This window comes from Stutzerimonas stutzeri (assembly GCF_000952685.1).
Taxonomy (GTDB): domain Bacteria; phylum Pseudomonadota; class Gammaproteobacteria; order Pseudomonadales; family Pseudomonadaceae; genus Stutzerimonas; species Stutzerimonas stutzeri_E.
The window spans coordinates 68979-90223 of record NZ_JYHV01000024.1 but is presented as its reverse complement, the minus strand read 5'-3'; the positions used below and the strand labels follow the sequence as shown (position 1 = coordinate 90223).

19 protein-coding genes are annotated in these 21245 nt (G+C 61.6%); 8 read left to right on the top strand and 11 right to left on the bottom strand.

What is annotated here, in order from left to right; genetic code table 11:
* Window positions 1-47: 47 nt before the first annotated feature.
* Together UF78_RS13710 and mdoH are read left to right on the top strand one after the other, a co-directional pair.
* Complete coding sequence (locus tag UF78_RS13710) at window positions 48-1565, top strand: glucan biosynthesis protein G (protein WP_045162775.1); 1518 nt, start codon at window positions 48-50, stop codon at window positions 1563-1565.
* A complete protein-coding gene (mdoH, locus tag UF78_RS13705; protein WP_045162774.1) occupies window positions 1558-4131 on the top strand; it encodes a glucans biosynthesis glucosyltransferase MdoH in 2574 nt (857 codons plus the stop codon). The genes UF78_RS13710 and mdoH overlap by 8 nt, the downstream gene beginning before the upstream one ends.
* A gap of 46 nt (window positions 4132-4177) precedes the next feature.
* Here the strand turns inward: mdoH and UF78_RS13700 are convergent, their stop codons facing one another.
* The 6 genes from UF78_RS13700 to UF78_RS13675 form a co-directional block, all read right to left on the bottom strand.
* A complete protein-coding gene (locus tag UF78_RS13700) occupies window positions 4178-4852 on the bottom strand; it encodes a c-type cytochrome (protein WP_045162773.1) in 675 nt (224 codons plus the stop codon).
* Between the two features lie 12 nt (window positions 4853-4864).
* Window positions 4865-5719, bottom strand: a complete 855-nt coding sequence (locus UF78_RS13695; protein ID WP_230623646.1) for a copper resistance protein B — start codon at window positions 5717-5719, stop codon at window positions 4865-4867.
* Between the two features lie 115 nt (window positions 5720-5834).
* Window positions 5835-6131, bottom strand: a complete 297-nt coding sequence (locus UF78_RS13690; RefSeq protein WP_045162772.1) for a hypothetical protein — start codon at window positions 6129-6131, stop codon at window positions 5835-5837.
* Window positions 6132-6142: 11 nt separating this feature from the next.
* Window positions 6143-7990, bottom strand: coding sequence for a copper resistance system multicopper oxidase (locus UF78_RS13685; protein ID WP_045162771.1), 1848 nt, complete (start codon window positions 7988-7990; stop codon window positions 6143-6145).
* Window positions 7991-8074: 84 nt separating this feature from the next.
* Window positions 8075-8518: a DUF411 domain-containing protein gene (locus tag UF78_RS13680; protein ID WP_045162770.1), complete on the bottom strand. Its 444-nt coding sequence runs from the start codon at window positions 8516-8518 to the stop codon at window positions 8075-8077.
* 23 nt (window positions 8519-8541) lie between these two features.
* Window positions 8542-8805, bottom strand: a complete 264-nt coding sequence (locus UF78_RS13675; RefSeq protein WP_045162769.1) for a heavy-metal-associated domain-containing protein — start codon at window positions 8803-8805, stop codon at window positions 8542-8544.
* Between the two features lie 285 nt (window positions 8806-9090).
* On the opposite strand from UF78_RS13675, the gene UF78_RS13670 reads away from it, so the two are divergent.
* Entirely contained in the window at window positions 9091-9546 is a 456-nt protein-coding gene (locus UF78_RS13670) for a hypothetical protein (protein WP_045162768.1), read from the top strand.
* Between the two features lie 35 nt (window positions 9547-9581).
* Here the strand turns inward: UF78_RS13670 and trhA are convergent, their stop codons facing one another.
* Together trhA and UF78_RS13660 are read right to left on the bottom strand one after the other, a co-directional pair.
* The gene (gene trhA, locus UF78_RS13665; protein WP_045162767.1) at window positions 9582-10199 is read right to left on the bottom strand and encodes a PAQR family membrane homeostasis protein TrhA; all 618 of its coding nucleotides are present in this window, start codon (window positions 10197-10199) and stop codon (window positions 9582-9584) included.
* A gap of 29 nt (window positions 10200-10228) precedes the next feature.
* Window positions 10229-10915, bottom strand: coding sequence for a DUF4197 domain-containing protein (locus UF78_RS13660; RefSeq protein WP_045162766.1), 687 nt, complete (start codon window positions 10913-10915; stop codon window positions 10229-10231).
* Window positions 10916-11220: 305 nt separating this feature from the next.
* On the opposite strand from UF78_RS13660, the gene UF78_RS13650 reads away from it, so the two are divergent.
* Window positions 11221-11658: a TerB family tellurite resistance protein gene (locus UF78_RS13650; protein WP_045162764.1), complete on the top strand. Its 438-nt coding sequence runs from the start codon at window positions 11221-11223 to the stop codon at window positions 11656-11658.
* A gap of 100 nt (window positions 11659-11758) precedes the next feature.
* Here UF78_RS13650 and UF78_RS13645 read toward each other — a convergent pair whose 3' ends face one another.
* From UF78_RS13645 to UF78_RS13635, 3 genes are all read right to left on the bottom strand, one after another.
* Window positions 11759-13396 (bottom strand): choice-of-anchor Q domain-containing protein, encoded by a 1638-nt coding sequence (locus tag UF78_RS13645; RefSeq protein WP_045162763.1) that lies wholly within the window; start codon window positions 13394-13396, stop codon window positions 11759-11761.
* A gap of 172 nt (window positions 13397-13568) precedes the next feature.
* Complete coding sequence (gene plsB, locus UF78_RS13640; RefSeq protein ID WP_045162762.1) at window positions 13569-16052, bottom strand: glycerol-3-phosphate 1-O-acyltransferase PlsB; 2484 nt, start codon at window positions 16050-16052, stop codon at window positions 13569-13571.
* Between the two features lie 155 nt (window positions 16053-16207).
* The gene (locus UF78_RS13635; protein WP_045162761.1) at window positions 16208-16783 is read right to left on the bottom strand and encodes a cysteine hydrolase family protein; all 576 of its coding nucleotides are present in this window, start codon (window positions 16781-16783) and stop codon (window positions 16208-16210) included.
* A gap of 316 nt (window positions 16784-17099) precedes the next feature.
* On the opposite strand from UF78_RS13635, the gene UF78_RS13630 reads away from it, so the two are divergent.
* The 4 genes from UF78_RS13630 (at window position 17100) to UF78_RS13615 (ending at window position 21046) form a co-directional block, all read left to right on the top strand.
* On the top strand, window positions 17100-18023 hold the full coding sequence (locus UF78_RS13630) for an ABC transporter ATP-binding protein (RefSeq protein ID WP_045162760.1): 924 nt from the start codon (window positions 17100-17102) through the stop codon (window positions 18021-18023).
* Window positions 18020-18751: an ABC transporter permease subunit gene (locus UF78_RS13625; protein WP_045162759.1), complete on the top strand. Its 732-nt coding sequence runs from the start codon at window positions 18020-18022 to the stop codon at window positions 18749-18751. The genes UF78_RS13630 and UF78_RS13625 overlap by 4 nt, the downstream gene beginning before the upstream one ends.
* 10 nt (window positions 18752-18761) lie before the next feature.
* The gene (locus UF78_RS13620; RefSeq protein ID WP_045162758.1) at window positions 18762-20597 is read left to right on the top strand and encodes a GldG family protein; all 1836 of its coding nucleotides are present in this window, start codon (window positions 18762-18764) and stop codon (window positions 20595-20597) included.
* Between the two features lie 239 nt (window positions 20598-20836).
* Window positions 20837-21046 carry a cold-shock protein gene (locus UF78_RS13615; RefSeq protein ID WP_045162757.1) on the top strand — a complete coding sequence of 70 codons (210 nt, stop codon included), beginning with the start codon at window positions 20837-20839 and terminating at the stop codon, window positions 21044-21046.
* Window positions 21047-21245 lie beyond the last annotated feature (199 nt).

Sequence of the window (21245 nt, the reverse complement as noted above, 5' to 3'; positions counted from 1 at the left end):
GTACCTTTCATTTCGGAACAGGCGCTCGCAAAGGGCGGGCGCTGGGAATGGCGTTGAGTCTGTGCATGAGTCTGTTTGCCAGCCATGGCTGGGCATTCAACCTCGACGATGTAGCGAAAAAAGCTGAAAAACTGGCGGCGCAGGATTACGCGGCGCCGCAGAGCAATCTGCCGCAGGTGTTTCGCGACATGGCGTTCGCCGATTATCAGCAACTTCGCTTTCGGGGCGACAAGGCACTCTGGCACGACGAGCCGACGCCGTTCGAGGTGCAGTTCTACCATCAGGGCATGCACTTCAACGTGCCAGTGAAGATCAACGAGATCACCGCTGCGGGGGTCGAAGAGGTCCGCTACGAGCCGGAAATGTTCGACTTCGGCAAGGTGCAGATCGACCCTGCATCATTGAAGAATCTCGGCTTCGCCGGTTTCAAGGTGCTCTATCCGCTGAACAAGGCGGACAAGGCGGATGAGCTGATGACGCTGCTCGGCGCCAGCTATTTCCGCGTTATCGGCAAGGGGCAGGTGTATGGCCTGTCGGCCCGCGGTCTGGCGATCGACACGGCGCTGCCGAGCGGTGAGGAATTTCCGCGCTTCCGCGAGTTCTGGGTCGAGCGCCCGCAAGCCGATCGGCGCAATCTGGTGATCTATGCGCTGTTGGATTCGCCTCGTGCCACCGGGGCCTACCGAATGGTGGTCACGCCCGGCAAGGACAGCACCGTCGACGTCCAGGCACGGGTCTATCTGCGCGAGCCGGTGCAGAAGCTCGGCATCGCTGCGCTCACCAGCATGTATCTGTTCGGCGCCAACCAACCCAGCGCCTTGCTCAATTACCGTCCGCAGCTGCATGACTCCGAAGGGCTGGCGATCCATACCGGCGCTGACGAGTGGATCTGGCGACCGCTTAATAACCCCAAGCGGCTGTCGATCAGCAGCTACAGCGTTGAAAATCCCCGTGGTTTCGGACTGCTTCAGCGCACTCGGGACTTCGGCCGTTACGAGGATCTGGACGATCGTTACGATCTGCGCCCGAGCGGCTGGGTGGAGCCCCGGGGCGACTGGGGCAAAGGGCGTGTGGAGCTCATAGAGATCCCCACACCGGACGAAACCAACGACAACATCGTTGCCTTCTGGGTGCCCGAACAACGGCCGGAGCCAGGTGAGCCGCTGAACCTCGACTATCGCCTGCACTTCACCATGGACGAGCCGGCGCTGCATGATCCCGCGCTGGCCTGGGTCCACCAGACGCGTCTGTCCACCGGCGATGTGAAGCAATCCAACCTGATCCGCCAACCCGATGGCAGTACCGCCTTGATCGTCGATTTTGTCGGCCCCAACCTGGCCGAGCTGGCGGCGGATGCGCCGGTCAGCACACGGGTGAGCATCGGCGACAATGCCGAGCTGGTGGAGAACAACCTTCGGCATAACCCGGTGACCAAGGGCTGGCGTCTGACATTGCGGTTGAAGGTGCGCGATCCCAAACGGCCGGTCGAGCTGCGCGCCGCGCTGGTGGATGGCGAGAAGACGCTGTCCGAAACCTGGAGCTACCAGATTCCTACTCATGAATAACCCTGGGGAACCTTCGATAGCAGGCCGCTATGTCAGCCAGCTACCGCTCGATGTCGAGCAACGTCAGGTCTTGCTTCACGAGGTGGAGCAGGCCGGCGGTGGGCTGGAGGATGTGCACCGGGTTCTGGCGCGCACGCTGCCTGCCTCCAGTGACGGTGAGGCGCAGGCAGACGAACCGCTGGGCTCGGTCGCCGCACGGTTGAAGCTCGGCTGGGGGAGCGTTCTGGAGCGTGCCAGGGCGCTCGGGCTCGATCATCAAGGGCGTGTCTGCATTCATTCGACGCCGCCGATCGTGCGTACCCGAATGGTGCCAGAGCCCTGGCATACCAACGTGTTGCGTCTGAGCTGGTGGCGTTTTCTACGCAAGAAGAACCGCACGGTTGAGCTGCCCCCCGCTCAGTCCGTTGATCGCTCGGGCTGGCGTCAGGTCGCAGCCTTCCGACGCACGACCTTGCTCGTGTTGATGCTGGTACAGACCGTCATCGCCACCTGGCACATGAAATCAGTGCTGCCGTACCAGGGTTGGGCGCTGGTGGATCTACAGGAAGTGTTCCAGCAGCCATGGCAGGAGTCTGCGAGGCAGATCCTCCCCTACGTGGTTCAAACCAGCATTCTGATGCTGTTCGCGTTGTTGTTCTGCTGGGTATCGGTGGGTTTCTGGACGGCGCTGATGGGCTTCTTCCAGCTGCTTAAAGGTCATGACCGATACAACATCTCGGCCAATACCCTGGGTGACGAACCGATTCCGCGCGAGGCGCGCACCGCGCTGGTGATGCCGATCGCCAACGAAGACGTCCCAAGGGTGTTCGCCGGTTTGCGGGCGACCTACGAGTCGCTCAAGGCGACCGGGCAAATCGAGCATTTCGATATCTTCGTGCTCAGCGACAGCAACGATCCGGACACCTGCGTCGCGGAGCAGAAGGCCTGGCTGGAGGTTTGCCGGGATGTCGGCGGCTTCGGCCACATCTTCTATCGCCGTCGCCGTCGTCGAGTGAAGCGCAAGAGCGGCAACATCGACGACTTCTGCCGTCGCTGGGGCAGCAGCTATCGCTATATGGTGGTGCTCGACGCCGACAGCGTGATGAGCGGCAACTGCCTGACCAGCCTGGTGCGGCTGATGGAAGCCAATCCAGGTGCGGGTATCATCCAGACCGCTCCGAAGGCGTCGGGCATGGATACCCTCTATGCACGGATGCAGCAGTTCGCGACGCGGGTATACGGCCCGCTGTTCACTGCCGGGCTCAATTTCTGGCAGTTGGGCGAGTCCCATTACTGGGGGCACAACGCGATCATTCGGGTCAAACCCTTCATCGAGCATTGCGCCTTGGCGCCGCTGCCGGGCAAAGGCGCCTTCGCCGGCGACATCCTGTCCCACGATTTCGTCGAGGCCGCATTGATGCGGCGGGCTGGCTGGGGGGTATGGATCGCCTACGATCTGCCGGGCAGCTACGAAGAGCTGCCACCGAACCTGCTCGATGAGTTGAAGCGCGACCGCCGTTGGTGCCACGGCAACCTGATGAACTTCCGGCTGTTTCTGGTCAAGGGCATGCACACCGTGCATCGTTTCGTGTTCCTCACGGGTGTCATGTCTTACCTGTCGGCCCCGCTCTGGTTCGTCTTCCTGGCCTTGTCGACCGGGCTGCTGGCGATCCACACGCTGATGGTGCCGGAGTACTTTCTGCAGCCGAACCAACTTTACCCGCTGTGGCCACAATGGCATCCGGAGGAAGCCATTGCGCTGTTCTCGGCGACCTTGACGCTGCTCTTCCTGCCGAAGCTGCTCAGCGTGCTGCTGATTTGGATTCAGGGCGCCCACGAGTATGGCGGGCGCATTCGCCTGTTGCTGTCGATGCTGTTGGAAACCCTGTTTTCGATGCTGGCGGCACCGGTGCGCATGCTGTTTCACACGGTATTCGTCACCGCTGCGTTTCTCGGTTGGTCGGTGCAGTGGAACTCACCGCAGCGCGCCGACAACGCCACGCCCTGGAGCGAGGCCCTACGTCGGCATGGTTCGCAGATGCTCCTGGGCGTGCTCTGGACGGGTCTGGTCGCCTGGCTCGATCCGGCGTTCCTGTGGTGGTTGGCACCGATCGTGGTGTCGCTGATCCTCTCGGCTCCGGTGTCGGTGATCACCAGTCGCACCGGCCTGGGACTCGCAGCCTTTCGCCGCAAGTTGTTTCTGATTCCGGAGGAGTTCAATCCGCCGCAGGAGTTGGCTTCGACCGATCGCTACACTCGGCAGAACCAGGACAACGCCTTGCACGACGGCTTCCTCGCCGCGACGGTTGATCCGATCTACAACGCGCTGGTGTGTGCAATGGCACGGGCGCGTCACGCCAAGGTAGTACCCGGTGCCGAACTGCTGCGAGAGCAGCGCCTGCAGCAGATTCTCGAGGCCGGCCCCAACGGTTTAGTCGAAGCGGCACGCTGGCGCCTGCTCAACGATCCGGACGGTATGGCGCGACTGCACCATCTCGTCTGGCAGGAGCAGCGCTATCAGGGTTGGCGCGATGCCTACCGTCAGCCCAGCCAGAACCAGGCGCTGCCTGAAACCCCGCCGAGCTGACACCGCACAGCCTGCTGCGACGCCTCCAGGCGTCGCAGCAGGCCCGTCAATGCACGTGCTTGGTGCCATCGGCGTGGTGGTGGACATTGCTGCCAGGTGCCGGCACGGACCGCTGACCGTTGGCGTCGTGTGGCAGGTCGCCCTGCCCGTGATCGTTCGAATCAGGCTGCCTGCCATGGTGATCGAGCGTCTCGCCTCCACCATGTTGATGGCCGGCGCTGGTGGTCACCAGCGTGCGGTACTCCATGGCAGTCAGGGACGGCAGTTGCTCCAAAAGCGCGACCAGACCCCAGATGTACGGGTCCTCCATGCTCTTGCCCCAGGCGGGCATGCCGGTGGCCTTGATCCCGTGCTTGATGATCCAGAAATCGCTGGCCGGATCATGCGTCCGATTGGTATCGGTGAGGGCCGGGGGCGCCGGGTTGAGCCCATTGCTCAGTTCGGTGGCCTCTATACCGGGTGCCAGGTGGCAGGCGACGCACATGGCGTCATAGTTGCCAGCGCCCGATCGGATCAGCTCCGCGTCAGTGAGATCCGGCACCTCGATGTTGCGGGCACGAATCGTAATGGCGCGTTCGCGAGCGATTTCCAGCAGTGCGTGAACCGGTGAGGTGTGAGGACTGTCTGCGGCGATATTGATCGCGCCGGAGTACAGCACACCTGCTCCGATCAGAAGGATCGCGAGGGCAGCCAGCAGCAATATTGTCAGGGTTTTAAGCATGGACCGGCAGTCTCAGAACCAGAATCGGATACCCGCCACCAGGCGGGCTTCATTTGCATCCTCACCTTCGGCACGCTGCAGGTCAGCGCTGTTGCCATAAGCACGGTTCCAGCTTACACCCACATATGGTGCGAATTGCCGGCTGATCTCGTAGCGCAGGCGCAATCCAGCGCTGGCTTCGCTGAGGCCCGAACCGACGCCGCGAGATTCGTCATTGCGCCCATGCAGATTGATTTCGACAGTGGGCTGCAGCACCCAGCGCTGAGTCAGCAGCATGTCGTATTCGGCCTCCAGGCGCAGCGCGCTCTGGCCGCCTTCGCCGATGAAAGCGGTGACTTCGGTCTCCAACCCATACAGCGGCATTCCCTGTATGCCGAGAGCCGCCCAGGTTTGCGCCGAGCCGGGCTCGAAGTCCTGGCGAATGCCGGCGACAGTCTCCCACCAAGGGCTGATGGCATGACTCCAGAGCAGCTGCAGTTCAGCCTCGTCGGTGTGGCCTTTGATGCGTTCGCCTTCGGAGCGCCAGGCCATGCGGTCGATGTCGCCGCCGAGCCAGCCGGACAGGTCCCAGGCCAGCGCGCTGCCGTCGCCGGCATCCTGCCATTCCACCTGATCGGCGAGGACAAAAAAATTCGACCCACCTTGGTGCATCTGGTGTGGCGGCAAGTTGGGGAATGCCTCAGCTCGGTCCGTATCGCTAATCGTCGGTACCGGCGAACGGGTTTCCTGTCCTGGCGGAATTCCGGTTGTCGGCGGATGCGCGCCGGCGTCCTGTGATGTGGAGCCGTGGTGCATGGCGCCATGATCCATAGCTTCGTGATTCATCTGGCTGTGGTCCATCGGCGCTCCGTGACCGGCATGGCCCATGGTCTCCTGGGCCTGGCTCGCTCCAGCGACCAGGCCCAGGGCGATGGCAAGCGACAGCCGAACAGGCGACCGGAAGGCCTTTTGCCTCGCCTGGATTATGGTGGTGCGCGGCCTGTCAGTGGTCATGCTGCTGGCCCTGTTCGGCTCCCTTGGGCATGTTCTGGTTCATCTGGCCATTGTCCATGTTGCCGTGGTCCATGTGACCGTCGCCCATGTGCTCGTCATGCATCTGCATCATCTTGTCGTGATCGATGCCCTGACTCATGCCGCCTTGCTGCGACCTGGGTTGGGTTGCTTGCGGTGCATTCTCGGAGTGATGCCCTTCGTGTTCGCGCTGTGCATGGGCGACGCCCAGTTGCAGGGCGGCGAACAGGCCGAAGGCGAGCAGGGTGTTTTGCTTGAACCTGGTCATGGGGTTCTCCTTCATTCTTCAACGCGGACTTCACGGAACATTCCGAGGTCCATGTGCATCAGCATGTGGCAGTGATAGGCCCAGCGACCGAGAGCATCGGCGGTGACGCGGTAGCTGCGCCTGGAACCGGGTGGCATGTCGATGGTGTGTTTGCGCAGCTTGAAGTTGCCGTGCTCGTCTTCCAGGTCGCTCCACATCCCGTGCAAATGGATGGGGTGGTGCATCATGGTGTCGTTGACCAACACGAAGCGCACCCGCTCGCCGTACGTCAGGCGAACCGGTTCGGCATTGGCGAAGGGGACGCCATCGAATGACCAGGCGAAACGCTCCATGTGGCCGGTCAGGTGCAGCTCGATGGTGCGTGTCGGCTCGCGGCCATCCGGGTCGGGGAAGACGCTGCGCAGGTCGGCATAGGTCAATACACGGCGACCGTTGTCGCGCAGTCCGATGCCGGGATCGTCCAGCTTGGCAACGGGCATCATGGTCTGCATATCCACGAGGGGATTGTCGGTTTCGCTGGCCGGGTGGGTCTGCATCTGGCTGCCGCTCATGGGGCGGGCGCTGCCATGGCCCATCGCTGAATGACCCATGCCGGTCATTCCCGCATGATTCATTTGTTCCTGATCCATCTGCCCGTGTTCTATTTCGCCATGATTCATCGCGTCGTGCCTGGTGGCGCCAGGGGACATCGGCTGCTGTGAGCCGCCAGTGCCATGCGAGCCGTGATCGCCATGGCCCATGTCGCTCATGCTCAGTTCGGGGCGAGGATCGGGTTGCGGTACCGGGGCGCTCAGCCCTTGGCGCGTGGCCAGAGTCCCGCGGGCATAACCGCTGCGGTCCATGGATTGGGCGAACAGGGTATAGGCGTCCTGGTGGCCAACCGGGGCGACAATGATGTCGACCGTTTCGGCCACGGCCAGGCGCAGTTCTTCGACTTCCACCGGCGCGACGTTCTGACCGTCCACCGCGACCACGGTAAGCTTGAGCCCCGGAATACGGAAGTCGAAGTAGGTCATCGCCGAGCCGTTGATCAGCCGTAGGCGAATGCGCTCGCCGGTTTCGAACAGACCGGTCCAGTTGCCGTCCGGCGCTTGGCCGTTGAGCAAGTAGGTGTAGGTTTCGCCGCTGACATCGGCGAGATCGGTCGGTGACATGTTCATCTTCGCCCAGGCCCAGCGGTTGCTCAGGGTTTCGCTCCAGCCCTGTTCGGCCACGTCATTGATGAAATCACCCAGCGTGCGCCGCCCGCGATTGTAGTAATCGGCCTGTTTTTTCAGTTTGGCCAGCACCCGGGCCGGGCTTTCGTCGCTCCAGTCGCTGAGCATCACCACATAGTCGCGATCGTAGGTGAACGGCTCGGGCTCCTTTGGATCGATGATCAACGGGCCATAGACGCCGAGCTGTTCCTGGAAGGCCGAGTGGCTGTGATACCAGTAGGTGCCGCTCTGCTTCACTTTGAAGCGGTATTCGTACAGGCCGTCCGGGGCGATGCCGGCAAAGCTGAAGCCGGGCACGCCGTCCATGTTGGCCGGCAGCAGAATGCCGTGCCAGTGGATCGAGGTGTCCTGTGGCAGCCGATTGCGCACCCGCAGCGTCACGGTGTCGCCTTCGCGCCAGCGCAGCAGCGGGCCGGGGATGCTGCCGTTGATGGCCATGGCGGTGCGGCGTTTGCCGGTGAAGTCGACCGTCATCGAATCGATGGTCAGGTCGAACTCGGTGCCAGCCAGCACACCCTGATCACTCAGCTGATCGGGGCGTGCAACGGCCCACACCGGCTGGCGCCAGATGCCCAGCCCGGCGGTGATGCCGCTGGCGGCCAGGCCTTTGACGAAGGTGCGGCGTGAAGAGGTGCAGCGCATGGTTTTCCATTCCATCAGACGTAGTCGAACGCGCTGCCGACGGCAGGCGTTGGCAGGCTGTCAGGTTTCTGCGGTCGGCCTGCTTCAATCTGCCGGATAGTCCGCCATCACCACGTCCTTGCCGTCTGTGGTCAAGCCAATAACCTGGTAGGCCTGGGCGGGTTGGCCGTAATCCATACCGGGCGAGCCGGCCGGCATGCCCGGCGCCGCTACGCCGCGCAGATCCTGGCGACGTTGCAGCTCGTGAATCTGTGCCACCGGCACGTGACCTTCGACGAACTTCCCGTCGATCACGCCGGTGTGGCAGGAACCCAGCCGGGGCACCACGCCCAGCTTCTGCTTGACCGCGCTCATGTTGGTCTCGACATGATCGCGAACCTCGAAGCCGTTGGCCTGCAGATATTTGACCCAGTCTTTGCAGCAGCCGCAGTTGGCGTCGCGGTGAACGTCAATGACCTGGGCGGCCTGGGCGCTACCGACCATGAACAGGGCGGCGATGACAGCAAGTTTGGATTGGGTGATAGCCATGAAAGCACTCCAGTTAATGGAAATCAGCGACAACCGCAGCCGCTGCCGCAACCCTTGGTGGGTGCTGCGGCGGGGCTTGCCTGGCTGGAAAGTTGCGCCGGGTAGCCGGCGTCATTCAGTGCGGCAAGCAGCGCGGTGCTGTCCGGGTCGCCTTCGACGCGAACCAGGCCGCTCTCGAGGTCGACGTTGATCGCGTCGACACCGGAAATGGGATTCAACGCCTGAGTGACGTGGCGAACACAAGCGCCGCACGTCATGCCCTGTACCTGAATATCGATGGAACTCACGGAAAGTCCTCCCCAGCGGCCGGCCCATCCGGCTTTGGCTGAATCCTCAAGCTTTCCCTTATGGCAAGGTCAAGTAATCTTCACATGGCGTTTGTTCGAAGATAGCGCGCAAAGGCGGTTCCGCCGTCGTGCCTGATCGCGCTCGGCGCCGAGTTATTTTCCTCCGCCGACGCTCAGCACTGTTCAATTACTGCCGAGCATGATTGCATCGTTGTGCTGCCGTCCTGCTCGACAACCTGTCCGGAGATGATGCCGGGCAACCTTACCGCGGCGCAGGGAGGAATCATGAACATCGAACGATGCGAAGACCTTATCGACTGGACCAGCCAGGCCCATGCGCGGCTGTCCACCTGCATGAGCGACGGGGCGAATGAACGCAGCGACTCGTTGGCCAAGATGCTGCTGGTCTATCTGGCGCAACATGAGCAGGGCCTGACCAGCACCATCGCCCGGATCAAGGAGCATGCCGACCCGCGTGCGTTACACACTCGACTGCACGATGCCGTCGAGGGCGACAGGCTGGCGCTTGATCTTGACGGCGAGGCCTACGGACAGATGAGTGTCGACGAGATCTCGCGGGAGATCTTCGCTATCCACAATCAGATCATCGATCTGTACCGTTCGCTGGAAACCCGCCCCGGCCTTGACCGGGCACGCGAGCTGCTGGAGGAAATGCTGCAGTTGGAAGAGCACGAAACCATGCGCCTGGCGCAGCAGGTCAATCGCATGCACGAACTCTGAACGACTGGACGGGGTTTCGGTTGGCCGACCGGGCGTCAGACCACGTAGCGCAAGATCGCCACGAAATGCAGCAGACTGCCGACCATGACGAACAGGTGCCAGATGCCGTGCCAGTGGCGGAAACGCTCATCGTAAGCGAAGAATACGATGCCAGCGGTGTACGACACGCCACCAGCCACCAGCCAACTGAAGCCGGCGGTGCCCAGTGCGGCAAGCAACGGCTTGACTGCCACCAGCACGATCCAGCCCATGACTGCGTAGATGACAATGGACAATACCCGCGCCTCCGAACGCGGTTTGATTTCCTGCAGCATGCCGATCACCGCCAGCGACCAGACGATGCCGAACAGCCACCAGCCCCAGGCGCCACGTAGCGTAACCAGGCAGAAGGGTGTGTAACTGCCCGCAATCAGCAGGTAGATCGACAGGTGATCGAGCTTCTGCATGACCGCTTTGGCGCGGCCCCGGACGCTGTGATAGATCGTCGAGGTGCTGTACAGCAGCACCAGGGTGAATCCGTAAATGGCCACGCTGACGATCTTGGCCAGGTCGCCATCCATGGCAGCCAATACCAACAACCAGACGGTGCCGATCAGAGCCAGCACGCCGCCGGCCAGATGCGTCCAGGCGTTGAATTTTTCTCCGTGATACATCGGTGTTCAGCCCCGACCTGCTCCAGCGGTCAATTGCCCATCAGCACGCCGAAGACCTTCTTCGCCACGCTGGTAGCCGCCTGTGCAGGGTTCTGACGGATGTTCGCTTCCTGTTCGGCAATGACGGTGAACAGTCCATCGAGGGCCTGTTCGGCCACGTAGCCTTCGACCGTGCCGTACTTGGCATCGACCGCTCCGAGGCCGGACGCCTTGCTGGCCAGTGCATTGTATTGCTGGGCGACGCCGACCTTGTCAGTGGCCTGCTTGATGATGGGCAGGAACTTGGCGCGGATCTCCTCGCGACTGGTCTTGTTCAGATACTGAGTTGCCGAGTCATTGCCACCAGCCAGGATCGCCTTGGCGTCGGCCACGGTCATCTTCTTCACCGCATCAAGCAGCAACGCCTGTGCCTGTGGTACGGCAGCTTCGGCGGCCTTGTTCATGCCGTTTTCCAGCTCTTCGACCTGGGCACCCATGCCCATCATCTTCAGCATGCGAGAGGCCTTGCCGATATTCCCCGGCAGCTCGATGCGCACATCCGGATCGTTGCTGAAGCCACCCGGTCGCCCGAGCTGCTGCACCGCCACCTTCGCGCCCTGGCTGAGGGCATCCTTGAGGCCGGCGTTGGCGTCGCCCTGGCTGAGGTCGGATAGCGAAAGGGCGTAAGCGCCAGCGGACAGCATCAGACCGGCGATGAGGGTAGTGGTGCGCAGCATGGGGAATCCTCTGAGTGATGCAACGGGCAGGCCGCAGAGCTTAAAGCGCCAGACGCGGCGTGCCAAACGATGGCCGCAGCTTGTACCGACCGTATCGTTGACGCAAGCCTGCGAAATCGTCGACCGGCGTTGACCGTGGCTGCGTCGAGGCGATGCTCGACGCGTGTTCGATCGCAGTCATGGTGGCATCATCACGGTCCTGCTGATCTACAACTTCTTCAGTGGTGACCTGAAACGTGCCGCGGGATCCGCGAAACTCGCCGAGGCCGCGCAGTCGAACACCAACCTGTGCAGAGAGGATGACCATGCTGAAAACACTCAAGGCGCTGTTCGATCGCAGCGAGGACGATGACCGTACGCCGCCCGGCGTCGAAGTGGCTGCGGCGGCGCTGCTGATCGAGGTCGGCCGTGCGGACTATGAAAGCGAGGCCGAAGAACAGAAAGCTATCATCGAAGCCATTCGCCAGGGCTCGGGGCTGGAAGATGCCGAACTCGCATCCCTGGTCGCCGCCGCGCAGGAATCGGCCAAGCGATCGACATCGCTGTACGAATTCACAACGCTGATCAATGCGCAGTATTCGATGGAGGATAGAGTCGCGCTGATCGAGGCACTGTGGCGCGTCGCTGCCGCCGATGGCGACATTCACAAGTATGAAGACCACCTGATTCGCCGTATCGCCGAGCTGCTGTATGTGCCGCATTCAGAGTTCATACGCACCAAACTGAACGTGCTTGGCAGCTGAGTGCCGCTAGGGGCCTGATGAAAACTCATCTCGCCAGTTCGCGCCGCAGCCTGCACATGACCGACGACGATCTAAATCATGACAAGCCGCCCCATGCCGGTCAGAACTCGAACGCACCCGGATCGCACTGTCGATCATCACGCGGGCTGCCGCGCTGATCGGTGTCAGGGCAAAGCACGCCGCCCATGTCGATGGGGTCGAAGTAGGGGCTGTCTTCGAGCGGTTCACGCAGCGCGACGGTGCGAGTCGGGCCTCCGTTGTCTTGCAGTGCGCCGAGGTACAGGCGTACCCCGGCTTCGTCTGCGGTAGTGGGGGTGAAGCCGCAGCCACCGAGGAAATCGTAAAGTCCGCCTCCGGAGCCACCGATGGCATTGAAGCTGCCGCTGATCAGCGTGCCACTGCAGAACGGCATATCGTTGAAGGCGCGTATTTCGACCAGGCTGTTGGCCAGGCGGAACTCGCCGGTACCGGTATGACTGAACAACTGCGAGTGATTGCTGAACGTCGCGTTGCGGACCGATATCTTGCCGTCGACATTGCCGATCTCTGCGGCTCGGACACCACCGGTGGTGCTGCGATTGTCGATGAAAGTGCTATTCAGGATGTCGACGGTGCCCTGATAGTTCAGCAGCCCGCCCCAGAAGCGCGCGTCATTTCCGGTGATAAGACTGTCGCGCACATACAGCTGCGCCGTCGGGCCCATGTTGGAAATGCCGCCAGCGTGCCCGGACTCGCGTCCGGTCGAGTTCTGTTCGATGGTCGAGCGCGCAACCAGCGCCTGGCCCTCGTTGAACAGGCCCGCGCCACGGTTGCACAGGCGTCGGCTTGGAAAGGCCGCGCAGGAGGTTTCCAGCTCATGATCGATGGTGTTGCCGCGCAACAGCATCCGGTCCATACGCAGGTTGCCGCGATTCCAGATCGCGCCGCCGCCGCTGCCCATGGGCCGGCCGTTTTCCAATCGCAGATAGCTGAGCGTCACCGCCCGCGGCGAGCTGGCATAGATATCGAAGATCCGGTCGATGGCCCCTGCGTCGACGATGACCTGGAGATCGGCGTTCCTCGCCGCACGTCCAAGTCCCGTCAGCGTCAATCCATCAGTGATGTCCAGGTCGCCGATCGCATCGTTCGGTATGTCCGCGGTCTCGCTACCGGTTAACGACAGCACGTAATGCCCCGATGGCACCTCTATCAGATCGTGGCCCTGGTGCGCGTTGCTTTCCATCACCGCCGCTCTGAGCGTGCAGCGATTGGAAACGGATCGGCAAATGCCGTCCCCCGGTTCCGCATCCACCTCATCAGCCGTACTGTTCACGCTTAAGGTCAGGCCAACGGGTGCCGAACAATCGTCCGGCACCGGTTCGCCGGTCACATTCATGACGTAACCGGAGGCTTCCGGGAAGCGCTTCTCATGGACGGTGCTCGAGTAGCCGGAGCCGAGCCAGTTGCGGCGCTGATAACCAACACTGAAGTGATATGGGATGTTGGTTTCGCAGGTGTCGGCGAAATAGCCCACCGCGTGTTGACCACTTGGCAACGGCATCATGGCCCAAGGGGCGCCATGGATGACCGCGTTAACGTGCGCGATGCGGTTGCCACGACCGTCAACCTGTGCTCGCAACGGGTAGAGCGGCACTGGTGAGCGAGCAACGGAGGAGGGCGTGAGGTTGGTCAGGCTGGGGGTGGCGCAGCCCGCCAGTCCAATGACCAGAGACAATGCGATAACGCCGGTGCGTGTCATACAGGCCCCTTTCGGTAGGCGTCCGAAGCATTTTTATTGGACTGCCTGCTGAGTATGGGCGTCGTGCTTGTCGGCGAACGAACGTTTCGGCATTAAGCCTTAGCGTCGTTAGCGTGATTTTCACTGATGGCCTCGCTGCGGGACGCCCGTGCTTGAGCGTCCGCGACAGAAATCAGTTCGTCAGCCGTTCCTCATCGTGCCGCTCCAGCGCCACCTGGCGAATCGAAAGGCGAATCTCTGCCGGCAGCACGCGCTTGGCGACACCCTCGGCCAGTTCTCCGAGCTTGTCGTGGTAGCCGAGCTTGCCGGCCTCGTCCAGGCGCAGAACATCCTGGTCCTGCAAACTTTTGATGAAATGCCGAAACAGGCTTTTGTCGAAGAACTCCGGCGCGTTCAGGCCATGCAGGATCGACAGACGCTGGGCCATGATCGTGCACAGCGTTTCCAATTCCTCGGCGTCGAGCGTGTTCTGTCCGCTGTTGAGCAACAACGAAATCGCCATGTAGAAGCGCTGCAATGTTTGCACGATGACCCGCGCCAGCAGCGTCAACAGCACGAACTGACGCGAGCTGGGCGCCGGTCGCAGGTAAGTCTCACCGTCGAGCTTGAGCAGGCCCTGTTCGACGAAGGCTGCCAGCCACTGATCGATCACCGCTTCCAGTTCTTCCGGCTCCCAGCGCATGAACAGCTCGGCGCGCAGGTAGGGGTAGAGTGCCTCGGTGAAGCGCAGGATCTGATCGCGGCTGATCCTCGAACTGCTCTGGAAGAAGCTCGCCAGCAGTGCCGGAAGGGCGAAGATATGCATCACGTTGTTGCGGTAATAGGTCATCAGGACGGCGTTTTGCTCGTCCAGATAGAGGATGTTGCCCAGCGCGTCCTTCTGTTCGGCCAGCAGGTCGAGGTCTTTTACATAGTCGATCAGCGTGTCGCCGTTGCCGTCTGGCAGGGTGACGTGGGGCGAGTAGGGCACCGCGCGTAGAAGACTTTGGTACAGATCGAGAATGCGCTCCAGCGAGCGCCGGTCCAGCGCCTGGCGGCTGGTGGACAGCATGGCCAGCGCCACCAGGTTGACCGGATTGACCGCGGCGGCTTCGTTGAGGCGCTGGGCGATGCGTTCGGACAGTTTGTTGGTGGTCTCGTTGAGCCATTCCGGGCGATAACCTGGTCCCAGGTTCTGCTGGCGCCAACCGGGTTGCTCGCGGTCGAGGAATTCGTTGAGCTTCAGCGGCTCGCCGAAGTTCACCCAGACCTGGCCGAAGCGCTGCTTCAGCGCGCCGATGACCTTGAAGATGTCGAAGATCGATTCCTTCTTCTTCGCTGCACCGCGTAATTCGCCCAGATAGGTACGCCCTTCGAGTACCCGCTCGTAACCGATGTACACCGGCACGAAGAGAATCGGCAGCCGCGAGGAGCGCAGATAGCTACGCAGGGTAATGGCGAGCATGCCGGTTTTCGGCTGCAGCATCCGCCCGGTCCGCGAGCGGCCGCCCTCGACGAAGTACTCCACCGGAAAGCCGCGGCTGAACAGGGTGTGCAGGTATTCGTTGAACACCGAGGTATAGAGTGGGTTGCCCTTGAACGAGCGACGCATGAAGAAGGCGCCACCGCGGCGCAGCAGGCCACCGATCACCGGCATGTTGAGGTTGATGCCGGCGGCGATGTGCGGCGGTGTCAGACCGTTGCGAAACAGCAGGTAGGACAGCAGCAGATAGTCGATATGGCTGCGATGGCAGGGTACATAGATGACTTCGTAGCCGTGAACCGCATCTTGCAACGGCTCCAGATGATTGATGCGAATGCCGTCGTAGATCTTGTTCCAGAACCAGGACAGCACCACCTCGAGAAAGCGCACGGCGGTGTAGGCGTAATCCGAGGCGATCTCGTTGCCGTAACGCAGGGCGCGGGCTTCGGCCTTCTCCAGAGGAATGTTCTCGCGCTCGGCTTCGTCTTTGATCGCCTGGCGTACTTGCGGTGCGTGCACCAGCCCCTTGACCAGATTGCGACGGTGCGACAGATCTGGGCCGATCACCGCCGTCCTCTGATTACGGAAATGCACCCGCAGCATGCGGTGGGCCATGCGCAGGGTGCGCTCGTGGCCCTTGTTCTGTGCCACCAGTTCGTTGAGTTGGATCGGCGCGGAGAACTGCACGCGGGTCTTGCGGCCGAGGATGACGATGCTCATCAGCTTGCGCAGACGTCCGGTCACGGCCCAGCTGTCAGCGAACAGCAGCTTCCAGGGGCTGGTTTCGCGCGCCGGATTTTGCCCCCAGAACACGCTCACTGGGATGATCTGCGCGTTGTCCACCGCGTTCTGTTCCAGCGCACCGACCAGCCGAACCAGCGGCGCAGGCGCGGCAATCCGCGGCCGCCGACCGAACCAGCTGGCCGCTGGGCTGAGAAAGATGAACGCTGCCGGCTCGATATGATCGCCCACCGCCACCTCGGCCACCGGACGCGGCAGCCCAGCCTTGCTGCACTCGTGATCGAGCACCGCCAGATCGCTAAGCGATGCGCGTTGCAGCACGTAGAACACCGGCTTGCTGCGGTCCAGCTTGAGCGTGAAGGCGGACTGGTTGATGGTTTCGGAGCGCACCCAGAAGTACAGCACGCGGCGCACGAGGGAGAAAATCAGACGGCGGATTGGGGAACGGGTCATACGGCAGATTCGACTGTGAAAGGGGTTAATACCCTCGAAGCACGCAAGTGTGCCGTAAGCGGCTTGTAGGCAAAAGGGTGGGGGATGCTTGCGCCTGTTCGCGGATGAGCTTCGTGTCAATCACCCGGCGTACATCCGCTAGCTCGTTCGGGCTGTTACGGGGCGCCGCCCTCGATGGTATTGGCTCGGTGCGACAGTATTTTCGCCGAGCTGACGACCTTCGCATATTCACCGTCCAGGTTTGCCAGCGACATGTCATGCACCGCTTCAGCACTGCGCATCTGGCCCCGGTAATCGCGTTTGGCAAAGGTGAAACAGGCATCTTCGACCACGTAGGCATCGATGCCTTTGCAGCCCGCCGTTCTTGCCGTTGCCTCGACCGAATTGTTTGTTGCGACGCCGGTAATGACGATCGAGCTAACACCCAACTGCGCCAGAAGCGCTTCGAGATCGGTTCTGGTGAATGCGCAAGGCGTGGATTTTTCGATGACTGTTTCGTTCTCACCTGGCTGAAACGCGGGCTTGAATTCGAAGCCGTCCTGGTGGGGCCAGAACACCGAGTCCGGATCCGAAGACCGATGCCTGATATGAATCACTGGCCGCCCGTGCTCCTGCCAGTGGACGAGCAGGGCGAGCATCACCGCTTCTGCGTGTGGGTTGTTTCGTTGGCCCAACTTGGGATGATCGATGCCTTTCTGCTGATCAATCACCAAGAGCGCGGCGTCTTCCATTCGTTTGTCGATCCAACGTTGAGGTTAAAGCGCGGACAGTAGCCGATCCCAGGGACGAAGCGAATCTTGCTTGGGTTTCGCTACTTGTCGATCCCGTCAGACGCCATCGCATGAGCTTGCCCGGTCGGCCGTTGGTGTTGCGTGTCTCGCGAGCTACGGGCTGGCTCGAGAATAGTAGAACCCACGCGCTGCGCTGTGAGGTACCAGCAACACCCTCCCTTGCTGGTTGCAATGTCCGCCACGCTCTTTTTATAGTCCGGCCCGCATTGGCCCCGTCTTGCCGAGTTCGGCCGTGGGTCCGTCATGGGTGAGAACTATGATCGAACTGAAAAACCTGACAAAAAGATTTGCTCAACACACGGCGGTGGATGCCCTGTCATTCAACGTCCAGCCAGGCGAAGTGCTCGGCTTTCTGGGTCCCAACGGGGCTGGCAAGTCCACCACCATGAAGATGCTGACGGGTTTTCTTGCGCCGACTTCCGGCACGGCGAGCATTTTCGGTTGTGATATTCAAACCCAGACGCTTCAGGCCCAGCGGCAGATCGGCTATCTGCCGGAGGGCGCACCGTGCTACGGCGATATGAGCGTACGCGGCTTTCTTGATTTTATCGCCGAAGTGCGCGGCTACCGGGGCGCTGACAAGCGCGTACGGGTCGATACCGCGGCGGGGCAGGTGGAGCTGGAATCGGTGCTGGACCAGTCGATCGAGACCCTGTCCAAGGGCTTCAAGCGGCGCGTCGGGTTGGCCCAGGCGATCCTTCACGATCCCCGGGTGCTGATCCTCGACGAGCCCACAGATGGCCTGGACCCTAACCAAAAGCATCAGGTACGCGAACTGATAAAGGGACTGGCGTACGACAAGATCGTGATCATTTCCACCCATATTCTCGAGGAGGTCGCCGCGGTGTGCACCCGTGCGGTGGTGATCGCCAGTGGACGATTGGTTGCCGATGACACGCCTTTCGAGTTGGAAAGCCGATCGAAATATCACCAGGCGGTGACGCTGGTCAGCGACGGCCCGCTGGATGACATCGCGTTGGCCGCGCTGTCCGGCGTGGCGGGCGTCGAGCACAACGAATCGGATCACAGCATCACGGTACTGGCCAAACCGGGACAGGTGATCTTTCCGCAGATCAATGCACTGGTTAGCCAACAGGGATGGGCGGTGAAGGAGCTGAACGTGGAGCGCGGCCGACTGGACGAGGTGTTCCGTACATTGACCCGTGGGGAGGCGCTATGAGTCAGTTGCCAGTGATCTTCAAGCGCGAGCTGGGCAGCTATTTCGCGACACCGCTCGCCTATGTGTTCATCCTGATCTTCCTGGTGCTGTCCGGGGTCTTCACCTTCTATCTGGGTGGTTTCTACGAGCGCGGCCAGGCGGATCTCGTTCCGTTCTTCAGCTTCCATACCTGGCTCTATCTGTTCCTGATCCCGGCCATCGCTATGCGGTTGTGGGCCGAGGAGCGCAAATCCGGCTCCATCGAGCTGTTGATGACGTTGCCGATCACCCGTTTCGAGGCGGTCACCGGCAAGTTTCTCGCGGCCTGGGTCTTCGCCGGAATCGCGTTGCTGCTGACGTTCCCGATGGTTATTACCGTCAATTACCTCGGCGAACCGGACAACGGTGCGATCGCCGCCGGCTATTTCGGTAGCTGGCTGTTGGCTGGGGCGTTTCTGGCGATCGGTTCGTGCATGTCGGCGCTGGCGAAGAATCAAGTGATCGCCTTCATCCTCGCGGTGAGCGCGTGCTTCCTGTTCATCGTCAGCGGTTTGCCGATGGTGCTCGATGCCTTCGCCTGGGCGCCGCAGTGGTTGGTCGATGCGGTGGCTTCGCTGAGCTTCCTGATCCGCTTCGATTCTCTTAGCAAGGGGGTTATCGACCTGCGTGACCTGCTTTATTTCGTCACGCTGATCATCGCCTGGCTGGCGGCTACCGCTGTGGTCGTCGATCTGAAGAAAGCGGCGTAAGGAAGCCCACATGAAACGAGTGATGTATTCGGGTGCTGGGCTGCTGCTGATCGCATTGGCCTTCCTGGCATTCAACGTATTTTCCGGCCTGGTGTTCACCGACGCGCGGCTGGACCTGACCGAGCAGAAGCTCTACACCATATCCGAAGGTACCGAGACCATTCTCGAGGGGCTTGAGAAGCCCATCGAACTGAATTTCTTCTATTCGGACGAGGCGACCAAAGATCTCGTAGCGTTGCGCAACTATGCCCGGCGCGTCGAGGAAATGCTGCGGGCGTATGAGCGCGCCGCTGATGGCAAGCTCAAGCTGCATGTGATTGACCCCGAACCGTTCTCCGAAGAGGAGGATCGCGCCGCTGAGCTAGGCCTGCAGGCCGTACCGCTGAATCAGGGTGGCGACAAGGTCTACTTCGGTTTGGCCGGCACCAACGCCGATGGGCAAACGCAGAGCATCCCCTTCTTCCCGCTGGATCAGGAGGAGTTCCTCGAGTACGAAATCAGTCGCCTGGTGCAGAGCCTGGCGTCGGCGCAGATGCCGGTTGTCGGGGTGCTCTCCGGACTGCCGATCACGGGCGGTTTCGATATGCGCACCCAGCAGGCGACACCGCCCTGGATGGTGCTGGAGGACATTCGTCAGCAGTTCCATATCGAGAGTCTCAAGCGCGACGTCGACATGATCCCGGCCAGCGTATCGGTGCTGATGCTGGTGCATCCCAAGGAGCTGCCGGAGCAGACGCTCTATGCGATCGACCAGTTCGTCATGCGCGGCGGCAAGTTGCTGGTGTTCCTCGATCCCTATAGCGAAGCCGATCCGGGCATGGGTATCGGGCCGGGCGAGTTCGGCGAGGGCAAGACCTCGGATCTGGAACCGCTGTTCAAGGCGTGGGGCGTGCGCATGGCGCCCGGCGAGGTTGTCGCCGATGCGTCCTATGCGATGTCGGTCGGGGTGGGTGCCGAGCGCCGGCCGGTCCGCCATCCGGGCTGGCTGAGCCTGCCGCAGCACACCATGGATACCGAGGATGTAACCACTGCCTCGCTGGAAAGCCTGAATATGGCGACCGCCGGCTTCCTCGAACCGCTGGAGGGCGCCACGACCCGTTTTATCCCGTTGCTCCAGAGCTCCAGTTATGCCATGCCGATCGAGGCAGGACGCTTCGCGACGCTGGAAAATCCCGAGGAACTCCTGCGTGATCTGGAGCCCACGGGTGAGCGTTACACGCTTGCGGCGCGTATTCAGGGGCCGGCGCAGTCGGCCTATCCCGATGGCATCGAAGGCCGTAAAGATGGATTGAAGGAAAGTGCCAGCATCAACGTTATCGCCGTCGCGGACACAGATCTGCTGGCCGATCGCATGTGGGTGCAGGTGCAGGATTTCTTCGGGCAGCGTATGCCGCAGCCCTGGGCCGACAACGGCACCTTCGTGGTCAATGCATTGGACAACCTGTCTGGTACCGATGCGCTGATCAGTGTGCGCTCACGCGGTCGCTTCGCCAGGCCGTTCGTGGTGGTCGAGGAATTGCAGCGACAGGCCGAGAATCGCTTCCGGGAGAAGGAAGAGGTGCTACAGCAGCGGCTGGCCGCTACCGAAGCGCAACTCGCCGAATTGCAGGGCCCGAACGCCGAAGGCGCGATAGAGCTTACGGATGAGCAACAAGCCGCTCTGCAGGGTTACTTAAAAGAGAAACTGCGTATTCGCAAGGAACTGCGCGAGGTTCGCTATCAGCTCAACGCCGATATCGATGCGCTGGGCCGCACGTTGAAGTTCTTCAATATCGCCTTGGTGCCGTTGCTGTTGACGGTGGGCGTGCTGCTGCGGTGGTTGTGGCGTCGGCGCAGAGCGGGTTGATCAGTGCTGGCTCGGTGTTGATTTGCGATGGCGGTTCAAGCGTGAGGCGTCATCGCTATGAACGACTGTAAAAACTCAAGACGAGAATTTTTCCTGTTCTATACTCGTCCGTCGATGGCCTGCAACGCGCTTGTCATGCCTGCTCCGGTATATTGCCGCTGGCAGGTGTCCTCAGCGGGGCAGGCCTGAGAGTCCCTTCCCGAACGGGGAATAATAAGAATCGAGTTGGAGAAGTAGTAATGGCTGAGCGCGAAACCGGAACCGTCAAGTGGTTCAATGATGCCAAGGGTTATGGATTCATCCAGCGTGGCAGTGGTGCGGATGTGTTTGTTCACTACCAGGCTATTCGTGGCGAAGGCCACCGCTCTCTGACCGAAGGTCAGCAAGTGGAATTCTCGGTCACCCAAGGCCAGAAGGGCCTGCAGGCCGAGGACGTGGCAGGGCTCTGATAGCCGCTTGCATAAATGCAAGCCTGTCGGTAGGCAGGCCCATTGCTGACAAAGCCCTGGCCATCGGCCGGGGCTTTTGTTTGATGGGCTGTCGCTCGCGAAGACCGTCGATGTCCAGCCTCTTAATCCAGGCTGTGCGTACTGCGAATATGTCGAGCCCCAAAACGCGAACCCCGCCATAGAGGCGGGGTTCGTCGTT

What these genes read in the sequence shown, in the direction of transcription:
- UF78_RS13710 (WP_045162775.1), top strand. Translation starts at nt 48, where the DNA reads ATGGCGTTGAGTCTGTGCATGAGTCTGTTTGCCAGCCATGGCTGGGCA.
- mdoH (WP_045162774.1), top strand. Translation starts at nt 1,558, where the DNA reads ATGAATAACCCTGGGGAACCTTCGATAGCAGGCCGCTATGTCAGCCAG.
- UF78_RS13700 (WP_045162773.1), bottom strand. Translation starts at nt 4,852, where the DNA reads ATGCTTAAAACCCTGACAATATTGCTGCTGGCTGCCCTCGCGATCCTT.
- UF78_RS13695 (WP_230623646.1), bottom strand. Translation starts at nt 5,719, where the DNA reads ATGGGCCATGCCGGTCACGGAGCGCCGATGGACCACAGCCAGATGAAT.
- UF78_RS13690 (WP_045162772.1), bottom strand. Translation starts at nt 6,131, where the DNA reads ATGACCAGGTTCAAGCAAAACACCCTGCTCGCCTTCGGCCTGTTCGCC.
- UF78_RS13685 (WP_045162771.1), bottom strand. Translation starts at nt 7,990, where the DNA reads ATGCGCTGCACCTCTTCACGCCGCACCTTCGTCAAAGGCCTGGCCGCC.
- UF78_RS13680 (WP_045162770.1), bottom strand. Translation starts at nt 8,518, where the DNA reads ATGGCTATCACCCAATCCAAACTTGCTGTCATCGCCGCCCTGTTCATG.
- UF78_RS13670 (WP_045162768.1), top strand. Translation starts at nt 9,091, where the DNA reads ATGAACATCGAACGATGCGAAGACCTTATCGACTGGACCAGCCAGGCC.
- trhA (WP_045162767.1), bottom strand. Translation starts at nt 10,199, where the DNA reads ATGTATCACGGAGAAAAATTCAACGCCTGGACGCATCTGGCCGGCGGC.
- UF78_RS13660 (WP_045162766.1), bottom strand. Translation starts at nt 10,915, where the DNA reads ATGCTGCGCACCACTACCCTCATCGCCGGTCTGATGCTGTCCGCTGGC.
- UF78_RS13650 (WP_045162764.1), top strand. Translation starts at nt 11,221, where the DNA reads ATGCTGAAAACACTCAAGGCGCTGTTCGATCGCAGCGAGGACGATGAC.
- UF78_RS13645 (WP_045162763.1), bottom strand. Translation starts at nt 13,396, where the DNA reads ATGACACGCACCGGCGTTATCGCATTGTCTCTGGTCATTGGACTGGCG.
- plsB (WP_045162762.1), bottom strand. Translation starts at nt 16,052, where the DNA reads ATGACCCGTTCCCCAATCCGCCGTCTGATTTTCTCCCTCGTGCGCCGC.
- UF78_RS13635 (WP_045162761.1), bottom strand. Translation starts at nt 16,783, where the DNA reads ATGGAAGACGCCGCGCTCTTGGTGATTGATCAGCAGAAAGGCATCGAT.
- UF78_RS13630 (WP_045162760.1), top strand. Translation starts at nt 17,100, where the DNA reads ATGATCGAACTGAAAAACCTGACAAAAAGATTTGCTCAACACACGGCG.
- UF78_RS13625 (WP_045162759.1), top strand. Translation starts at nt 18,020, where the DNA reads ATGAGTCAGTTGCCAGTGATCTTCAAGCGCGAGCTGGGCAGCTATTTC.
- UF78_RS13620 (WP_045162758.1), top strand. Translation starts at nt 18,762, where the DNA reads ATGAAACGAGTGATGTATTCGGGTGCTGGGCTGCTGCTGATCGCATTG.
- UF78_RS13615 (WP_045162757.1), top strand. Translation starts at nt 20,837, where the DNA reads ATGGCTGAGCGCGAAACCGGAACCGTCAAGTGGTTCAATGATGCCAAG.